The following is a 9,389-nucleotide window of genomic DNA, read 5'->3' on the forward strand; positions in this document are numbered from 1 at the left end:
TTTTTGAATTGCTTTATTTTGCGAAAGTGATTTAAAGTTTTCATTTTTAGATGATACATGTGTATTTTGATTAAATACTGCCGAGTTGGCCATAGTTAAAATTGCGCCAGTTTTTACATCGGTGACTACAACATAACCAGCTTTAGCATCAGGTGTTTTCTTAATTTGCGATCTTAATGCTTCTTCTGCTTTTTGCTGCAATTTAGAGTCTAGGGTTAGCCGGACATCTTTTCCTTTTTGTACGTTTTGAATGTTCCAGAAGAAGTTTTTATTACCAATCTTAAAAATAAGAGTTTTTCCTGATTTTCCTTTTAAATCATTTTCATATTGCAGCTCAATCCCGCTTTTTCCAACAGTCTTATGCTTTGAATTAAGGTCATTTTCTACATACCCAATTACTTGTGAACCAATTTCGTGTTTAGGATAATATCGAATCCATTCATCTTTAATTATTACATTATTGGGTTTGTTTTTGTTTATGAATGTAAGTTCATTCTCAGTTATATCAGAGTATAACGGTATATCATTCATAGTTTGCTTTTTACAAGATTGCTGTAATTGTGATTTTATGTCCTCTGCCGAAATGTCATGTTGAAATACTTTTGAAAATTGATTGAAAAAAGCTAATGTGTTTGATGTATCTTGTTTCGATAGCTTTTCATCATTAGAAGTGCAATATAGAGACTTAACTTTCTTATTTGTAGCTAGTATTACACCATTTTGATCAAAAATCTTTCCTCTTTCAGCTGAAGAAGTTGCGATAGTAATTGAAATGAAGTTGATTTTTGATAAAATTAGTAAAATCAAACCTACGATAGAAAGAACCGCAAAAAATCTCCATCTTTTTGTATGTAACATATAACCCTCCCTTATGTAGCCTATTTCATCTTATAGTTAATTATTTTTTTTGTAAATGTGGAACAACCTTATTACTTAGGTTTTCTATTAAGTATTACAGCATGAAGAAAGGGATAATCAGTATGAAACGTTATTAGCAAGTCTATTTGTAAGTTTAAAAGGAGTCATTATACAGTTGAGCATTTCTAATGTAAGCAACCAAACAATAGAGAGAAAAACAGGAAAGAAGATTTTCATCGTTTTATTAAAATGAGAGTTCGTTTGATGTTAGGGTTGAGATCTTATCAAACTACAATTCATTGTACAATCAAGCATTTAAACAATCTAATTGAACAAGGTTAAAGGCATGTAACGAGACGTTTTGCCAAATCTGCAGGGTTTAAAAATCTCTGTCATGCTTCACGTTAACAGTAAAAAGTCGATTATCCCCTAACGGACAGGAGAAAGCGGCTTTTTCTACATGAAAAATTGCTTAGCGTACGTTAAAAAATTTCCTTAAACGACATCTAATGTTTGCTATGGGACTTTTTTGGGGTAATGAGTTTAGTAACTGGTTTTTGAGATGAATCATTATCATGTTATTATCAATGAAAGATTAAATTGTCTAAAAATGACATTGTCAAATTAACTTAAATTAGTTATCATAAAAACGAACAAAACAGGAGATGAGCAGATGAATATAAACTCAAAAAAATCTTTTTCAAAAGTTTCTCATAGGAAGTTAGTCGATGAAGTCTTGGAACGTCTACAAGAAAAAATTTTTTCTGGTGAATACGCAGTAGGCGATCGACTTCCTACAGAGCCACAATTAATGGAAGAGCTAGGCGTAGGACGTTCGACGCTACGAGAAAGTATAAAAATCTTAGTACATGCCGGCATATTAGAGGTTCGGCAAGGACACGGTACTCGTATTGTATCACTAAGTATGGTACAAGATTCATTTGAAAAAAGGTTACAAAATGCCAATATAGACCATGTATTTGAAGCAAGAAATATGTTAGATAAAGAAGTAGCTATGCTGGCTGCAAAACGCCGCGATGAGGAAGACCTTTTACTCCTAAAAGGATATTTAAACAAGAGGAAGAACGCTCTTCACGAGGGGAATTATTTAGAATATATAGATGCAGATATTCAATTTCATCTATCTATTGCAAAAGCAAGTAAGAACCAGGTTATGTTGGATTTGTATCAATCATTTGTACCCGTTCTTCGTCATATCCTAACCCAATTGATATTAAATACAAATGACTATCAAGACAACTCTGTTATTCATGAAAAATTGTTCCAGGCTATTTTAAATCAAAATGCAGAAAAAGCACAAACATACGCTATTCAAAATTTGGAGCTGAAATAAGCTCCTTAAATAACAACTAAAAACATCAGATGATATTATGAATTATGAAGGGAGATAGATAATGCCAGAAACTATTTTTCAAGTAAAGTCCATTAATATTGGCAAAGTTGAAAATCTAAGCTATGGAAAAACTGTTATTTCAACAGCGATAAGAAAGCGTCCTGTCCAAGGAAGGATTTTTTTAACGAAAATAGGTTTAATTGGAGATGAACAAGCCTATAAGGACCATGGCGGAAAAGATAAAGCTTTGTGTGTGTATTCTTATAATCGTTACGCCTATTGGAACAATATAATCCATAACATGATAGATGATTCACTCTTTGGAGAAAATATCACGGTATACGGTTTGACTGAAGAAAAGATTCATATTGGGGATATCTTCGCCTTCGGAGAAGCAGTCATACAGGTTTCCGAGCCAAGGAATCCATGTTATAAGCTTGCTAAAAAATATGACGTTCCTAATCTAGCGTTTGAAATGCAACAAACAGGATATACCGGTTTCCTATGTCGAGTGCTACAAGAAGGTAATGTGTCGGCAAGTGATTGTTTACAACTTGTTGCATCGCATCCTAAAAGGGTATCGATTTCACAAGTCAATCATGTTAAATTCCACAATAAATACAATAAAGAAGCACTAGAAAGAATTATTGAGGTGGATGCACTATCGGACAGTTTAAGAGAGTTGCTATTGATACGATTAAATAAATAATTACACCGTAAAACATCAGATGATATACTCAATATTGATGTTTTGAGAGAGGAGATATATAATTTGAAAAATAGAAAACGAACCTATATCTATATATTGGCATTATTTTTTGCTTCTATTAATTTACGTATAGGAATCACATCAATCTCACCTTTATTAGAGACAATTCGTCAGGACTTAAACATGAGCAACTTTTCCGTTAGTTTTCTGACATCTATTCCCGTATTATGTATGGGTGTGTTTGCATTACTTACAGGTAAGGTGAACAAGAAGTATGGAGCAGAAAAGGCAATTTTAGCTTGTCTGATTTTAATTGGAGTTGCAACATGTATGAGAGCTTTTACTTATTCAGTTCTCACATTGCTTATTAGCTCTCTATTTATTGGTATTGGTATTGCGGTTGCTGGTCCATTGCTATCTGGATTTATTAAGGAGAAGTTTCCTACTAAGATTGGTTTAATGATAGGAGTATATTCAGTTGGAATGGGAACAGGTGCTTCCTTAAGCGCAGGGATGACTATCCCTTTACAACATGTATTGAAAGACTCTTGGAATATGGCACTTGCATTTTGGAGTGTGTTTACCATTGTTGCTCTTCTCTTCTGGTATCCCGTTATGAGACTAGATAAAACTACTAAAACACATAATAAACAAAACAATATATTACCATTAAAAAATAAGAAGGTATGGTTGTTTACAGTCTTTTTTGGACTGCAATCGGGTATTTTTTATTGTATTACCACTTGGCTTGCCCCAGCAACTCAAAGTGTAGGGTTAAATAGTCAGCAAGCTGGAACTCTGGTTACCGTCTTTACATTTGTTCAAATGGTATGCAGCTTTGTCATTCCAACTTTAGCGGATTTTTATAAAAATCGAACATTTTGGTTATTAGGTAGTGTGTGTTTTGTGGTAATAGGTTTGTCACTCATGATATATCCATTGACTACAGCATGGATCCCTTCTATTTTACTTGGAATTGGGCTTGGTGGGTTATTTCCGTTGGCTCTTATGTTACCGTTGGATGAAACAAATACACCGGAAGATGCAAGTGCATGGACTGCCATGATGCAGTCAGGAGGATATATAATTGGTGGACTTATTCCTGTTTTAGCAGGTATTATACGTGACTTTTCTCAAGGTTATCAACAGGTGTTTCTCATGATATTATTTTTAAGCGTGATTCTGTTCATTTTAACTTTAGTAATGAATCAGAGAAAAGTAGAAACTAAGGTCTTACAGTGATATCCAGTTGATATAATAAAAACTTAGAGTGGGCTTTTCCTTAGAGCAGAAAGCCCATATTCTTTTTTATCGAATTTGCTTAGCGTATATTTTCGTTAAAATGTGGGTGGTACCCCATGCCCATCAACATAAGATTAAATAAAAGTCCATTCAACTAGATTTTTTCTGTTTTCTAAAGAGGTGATATCAGCTATCTAAAAATCTGCATACCAAATAAACCCTAACGGGTTTCAATTTTTTAATTAAGCTACATGATTATGAGTAACGAAGCAATTCTACATGACACCCAATATATCAAAGACTGTTTTCTTCTCATATCAATGAGATTTCCTTCCGTTTTTCTGCAAAAAATTAAACAAACGAAGCAAGATTTTTGATAGTTCTTGAGTATCTTTTTGTAGAGCTTGATAAAGAAGTAGAAAGTAATCTTTAATAATATAAACCGCTTTATATTCACTCAGCTCTCGTTTCTTCTTGGCGAGGAGTAATTGACGCATTTGAAACATGGTGGAGGAGCAAAGAAGGATACTAATTAATTGTCCATATAAATGACATTCTAGCCGTTCTAATTTTACAGAATTACAATGATGAATACGAAAAAATGATTTCCATGTTTTAAATATCAATTCAATTTGCCATCGTAAGGAGTAAAAATCGTATACTTGTTCTCTTGGTAGGTATTCCGAAGGGATATTCGTAATGTAAAAGTTGATTGCACTAAGTCGCTTACTGCGTTCTTTATAGGTGATTTGCTTCTTGTGTTCTTTAGAAGCTAAGTCCTTTTGTCTACGTTTCATTTGCGTTTCAGTTAATTTATACAGAATAAGTCTTGCAGGAAGTTTTTGATACATTCCAATATAAATCTCAGGAATCTCATATGTTTCACCAGACTGTAATTGGTCAATAAATTGCTCCATATCTAGTTGGACGTACTCAGAGTGCTTTTTTATTGTTCCATTTTGAAAGTATTCAGGCTCTCTATTCTTCTGATATATACGAGTATTGAGCTTTAATCGTGAAATAAAATAAGCACCACACTCGTCTATCATATGCAGATCTTTCAAATCAAAATATCCTAAATCACGTATACATACATCGTGCGGTTGAAGAGACGTTAAGCACGTAGAACCATAATTTTTATCATTGTGCTTTCCAGACCCTACATAAACATGTAAAAACTGACCACTAAGTAAATCGTACTCTAGTTGAATTTTTACACCAGCACTATGACCACTACCTCCTGAACCTTGATATGTAAAAGCAAATTTATCTGGAATCTGAAAATGTGTAGAATCCAATACACGAATACTGCGAAAATGGTTTGTATATACAGTTGAAATCTTACTAGATGTACAGAGTTGTTGGTGGAGTAAATAGGTTAATATTTGTTGTAAAAGCTGCACAGCCTGAGAATTAAATCGTTGATTGAGTCCTTCTGGACTCATAGAAATACCTGTATTTGTTTCTAAGCGACTACATAATTGTGTCAATGAAGTATGAGCTATATTTTGGCCTAACCAAACACATAGAGCCACTAAATCTTGAGCACGGTATTTACTTTTTCGTTTAACAAACCCTATCTCTCTAGCTAATTGTTCTAAAACATGTGGTGACATATATCGTTGTAACTCTTTAGAAAATAATTCTAGTTCATTAGAAATCGATAAATTCATACCAAAAACGCCATCCTTTCTGTATATTTCTACAAAAAGAATAGCGTTTTTTTCATTATATGGATATAAAATTTTTCTAATTTGATGGAGAAGTGTTGTGCACCGCTATTTAATAGACTATAGAAAAGGTATAAGTAATGGGTATCATGGAAAAAAACGGGAAAATATAATAAACTTAGAAAGAACTATTTATTACTGTCTAAAGGGGCGAGTTATATGAATGTTAAAATAGACGAAAAAACAATTATAACAGACCGGCTTTATATGAGAAAAGTAAGTTTAGAAGATATTGATGATATTTATAACATCGTAAAACAAGATACAGTCGGTAAATGGCTTGCAGCATCTAGAGGGATGACAAAAGAAGAAGCAAAAATATATGTTGAAAAATTCGTAAATCATTGGAATCTATATGGCTTTGGTGTATGGGCAGTATTAAATAAATGTACCGGGGAAATTATAGGACATTGTGGCTTAAGATATGTAGATCAAAAAGAAGAGGAAGTTGAAATTATGTACCTTTTAGATCCTGCATCTTGGGGAAGTGGTTATGCAACAGAAGCTGCAAAAGCATCTATACAGTATGCTGCTAACTCAATGGAAATTAAAAAACTAATTGCGAGAATTAAAATTACAAATGATAAATCAAAAAAGGTATTGGAGACACTCGGGTTCCAATTTGCTTATGATAAGGAATATCCAGGGAAAAAACTATCCCATTATGAAATAAAATTGAAGTCATAAACAATTTTTAAGAACAAAATTCATGGAAATGTAATCAAATTCTTATATTCAATATTTATTTATGTACAAAAAAGCTAGTAGAATACTAGCTTTTTGTCCTTCTTATAAGAAGGATTATGGTAATTAATCAGGTCGCTTGTTTAACAACAGCAATCCTTTTTACGTATGTAAACTTTGGTTAGTTTATGTTGTCTTCCGTTTTCGAATTTCATGTCATCAACGCTTACGATAAGATAACTACATGTAGAAGGGGAAAAATTTCGTTTAGGGGATACTTTAAAATCTTAGATTGATAGCGATGTGGGGTAGCACCACATGCCCATCAAGCTAAAAATGGATTTTCTATGAAAATCCATTTTTTTAGTTGTGCCACGATTACCGTTTCTGTTTCGTTATCAGATAAGCTCAAATTTCTTCCTCATCTTAAAGTGGAACAAATTTATTACTTAAATTGTCTATTTAGTACACTTTTTAAATATGAATATATTTCTTAAAGTGGCTTCAATAATTTTAAGTAAATCAACAGGAGAATTGAAAGGCAGGAGAAAGTAGCATGTCAGAAAATTATCGTTCTCGAGAGGAGCGACGACAAGTTAAAAAGAAAAAACAGCCTGCTGCTAAGAAACAAAAAGCAAAAGGTAAAACATCATTTTTTCGTAAGTTTTTAGTTAGTTGTTTATTACTTGGTATTGTGGGGTTAGTCGCAGGGGTTGCTACCTTTTTCGTTATGATTAAAGATGCTCCAAAACTTGAGAAAGCAAAACTTGTTAATCCGTTATCCTCAAAAATTTATGATAAAGATGGGAAATTGATATATGAATATGGAAAAGAAAAACGAACGAATATTATGTATGATCAGATTCCTAAGTTAGTAGAAAATGCGTTTTTAGCAACAGAAGATGCACGTTTTTACGAGCACAGTGGCGTAGACTATAAAGGTACTGCACGTGCAGCCTTAGTCAGCCTAAAAGGGGATTACGGCTCTCAAGGTGGAAGTACGATTACACAGCAAGTTATTAAGAATTACTTCTTATCGATGGAAAAAACGTCAAAGAGAAAGGCGCAAGAAATATATTTAGCGTATAAGCTAGAACAACAGTATTCAAAACATGAAATTTTAGAAATGTATTTAAATAAAGTTTACTTAGGTAACCGTTCATATGGAATCGCAACAGCAGTCCAAAATTACTATGGTAAGGAATTAAAAGATTTAACACTACCAGAAGTTGCAATGCTTGCTGGTTTAATGAAAGCTCCTAATAACTATGATCCAACGAAAGAACAAAATATCAAAAAAGCAACAGAAAGAAGAAATGTTGTACTTAAATTAATGAATCGACATGGTTATATTACAAAAAAAGAAATGGAAGAAGCATCAAAAGTTCCAGTAACAGAAGGACTTAAGAAAGCAACTGAACAAAAAGAAATGCCCTATCCTGCTTTTATGGATGCGGTTGTGAAAGAAGTTGAAAAAGAGTTGCCAGATGTTAATATCGGATCTGACGGTTTAGAAATTTATACAACATTAGATCCAAAGGCACAGGATTTTGCGGACAAACTTTTAAATAAAGACATTATTAATTATCCAAATGAGAAATTCCAAGGGGCTTTCACATTTATGGATACGAAAACAGGAGAAGTACGTGCAATTGGTAGCGGGCGTGGTGAAAATAAAGCTGTTTTTAAAGGACATAATATTGCAATTGAATTAAATCGCTCAGCAGGTTCAACGATGAAACCAATTTTTGATTACGCTCCTGCAATTGAATATTTAAAATGGGCTACTTACCATCAAATTGATGACTCTCCATATAAGTACTCAACGGGACAAGAAGTTAGAAATGCTGATAGAAAGCATTTGGGACTAATTACAATGCGTGATGCATTGAAGACTTCCCGAAATATCCCGGCAATAAAAACTGCAAAAGAAGTAGGAATTAATAGATCAAAAGGTTTCTCTGAAAAGCTAGGTATTACATTTAATGTAGCACCGACCGAATCAACAGCGATTGGTACAAATGAAGCGTCACCGACTGAAATTGCAGGTGCTTATGCGGCATTTGGTAATGATGGTAAGTATACGAGGCCACATTTTGTTAAAAAAGTCATTTATTCAGATGGTAAATCAAAAAGCTTTGAGCAAAAGTCAAAACGAGTTATGAAGGATTCTACAGCATATATGATTACTGATATGCTTCGTACTTTTGTTTCATCTGGATTAGGTACAACAGCTAATATAGGTTCTTTAGATATAGCGGGTAAAACAGGTACAACAAACTATTCTTTAGAACAAATAGCACAATATAATCTACCAGAAAGTGCAACTCGTGATAGTTGGTTTGCTGGTTATACATCACAATATACGATGGCAGTATGGACCGGATATACAAAGGATAGTAAAGATGATTATATTAGTAGTAAAAATACGAAAATAGCTCAATTGATTTTTAAAGAAATGATGAGTAAGTTTGCTACAGATAAGTCGCAATTTAAAATGCCAAACAGTGTGGTTCAAGAAGGTAGCGAATTACGTATTAAAGGTGAGAAGCGTGATTCTTCTCTAAATACGAAAACAGCAAATACAACTGAACAGCCGAGTGAAAATAAGCAAAAAGAAAAACAAAAGAAACCAGAAGAGAAAAAGCAAAGTGAGCCAAAAAGTGGTGGTGACCAGGGAAATACAACGCCACCAAACAATGGTAGTGATCGAGGAAATACAACGCCATCAAACAATGGTAGTGACCAGGGAAATACAACGCCACCAAACAATGGTAGTAATCGAGGAAATACAACGCCATCAAACAATGGT

General features: G+C 33.4%; 5 protein-coding genes and 3 pseudogenes. 6 read left to right on the forward strand and 2 right to left on the reverse strand.

All coding sequences use genetic code 11. The features are described 5' to 3' along the window. Positions 1-858, reverse strand: a pseudogene (locus RT27_RS31775) (penicillin-binding protein 2); the annotation flags it as partial. A gap of 291 nt (positions 859-1,149) precedes the next feature. Between RT27_RS31775 and RT27_RS35610 the strand changes: the two are divergent. The 4 genes and pseudogenes from RT27_RS35610 to RT27_RS31790 all read left to right on the forward strand — a co-directional run. Then, positions 1,150-1,263, forward strand: a pseudogene (locus RT27_RS35610) (IS6 family transposase); the annotation flags it as partial. Positions 1,264-1,531: 268 nt separating this feature from the next. Then, a complete protein-coding gene (locus RT27_RS31780) occupies positions 1,532-2,212 on the forward strand; it encodes a FadR/GntR family transcriptional regulator (RefSeq protein ID WP_016083330.1) in 681 nt (226 codons plus the stop codon). Between the two features lie 61 nt (positions 2,213-2,273). Then, positions 2,274-2,921, forward strand: coding sequence for an MOSC domain-containing protein (locus RT27_RS31785; protein ID WP_043939332.1), 648 nt, complete (start codon positions 2,274-2,276; stop codon positions 2,919-2,921). Between the two features lie 63 nt (positions 2,922-2,984). Next, complete coding sequence (locus RT27_RS31790) at positions 2,985-4,163, forward strand: MFS transporter (protein ID WP_043939333.1); 1,179 nt, start codon at positions 2,985-2,987, stop codon at positions 4,161-4,163. A gap of 275 nt (positions 4,164-4,438) precedes the next feature. Here RT27_RS31790 and RT27_RS31795 read toward each other — a convergent pair. Continuing rightward, positions 4,439-5,836, reverse strand: a pseudogene (locus tag RT27_RS31795) (IS4 family transposase). A 216-nt stretch (positions 5,837-6,052) separates the two neighbouring features. On the opposite strand from RT27_RS31795, the gene RT27_RS31800 reads away from it, so the two are divergent. Both RT27_RS31800 and RT27_RS31805 read left to right on the forward strand, forming a co-directional pair. Continuing rightward, positions 6,053-6,580 carry a GNAT family N-acetyltransferase gene (locus tag RT27_RS31800; RefSeq protein ID WP_043939335.1) on the forward strand — a complete coding sequence of 176 codons (528 nt, stop codon included), beginning with the start codon at positions 6,053-6,055 and terminating at the stop codon, positions 6,578-6,580. 553 nt (positions 6,581-7,133) lie between these two features. Next, positions 7,134-9,389: PBP1A family penicillin-binding protein (locus RT27_RS31805; protein WP_043939337.1), on the forward strand; the 2,256-nt coding region annotated here is incomplete at its 3' end.

Source organism: Bacillus sp. L_1B0_5, from assembly GCF_000836715.1.
Taxonomy (GTDB): Bacteria; Bacillota; Bacilli; order Bacillales; family Bacillaceae_G; genus Bacillus_A; species Bacillus_A thuringiensis_S.

Excerpts from the sequence above, each read along its gene's own strand:
- RT27_RS31800 (WP_043939335.1), top strand. The coding sequence starts at position 6,053 with ATGAATGTTAAAATAGACGAAAAAACAATTATAACAGACCGGCTTTAT.
- RT27_RS31780 (WP_016083330.1), top strand. The coding sequence starts at position 1,532 with ATGAATATAAACTCAAAAAAATCTTTTTCAAAAGTTTCTCATAGGAAG.
- RT27_RS31785 (WP_043939332.1), top strand. The coding sequence starts at position 2,274 with ATGCCAGAAACTATTTTTCAAGTAAAGTCCATTAATATTGGCAAAGTT.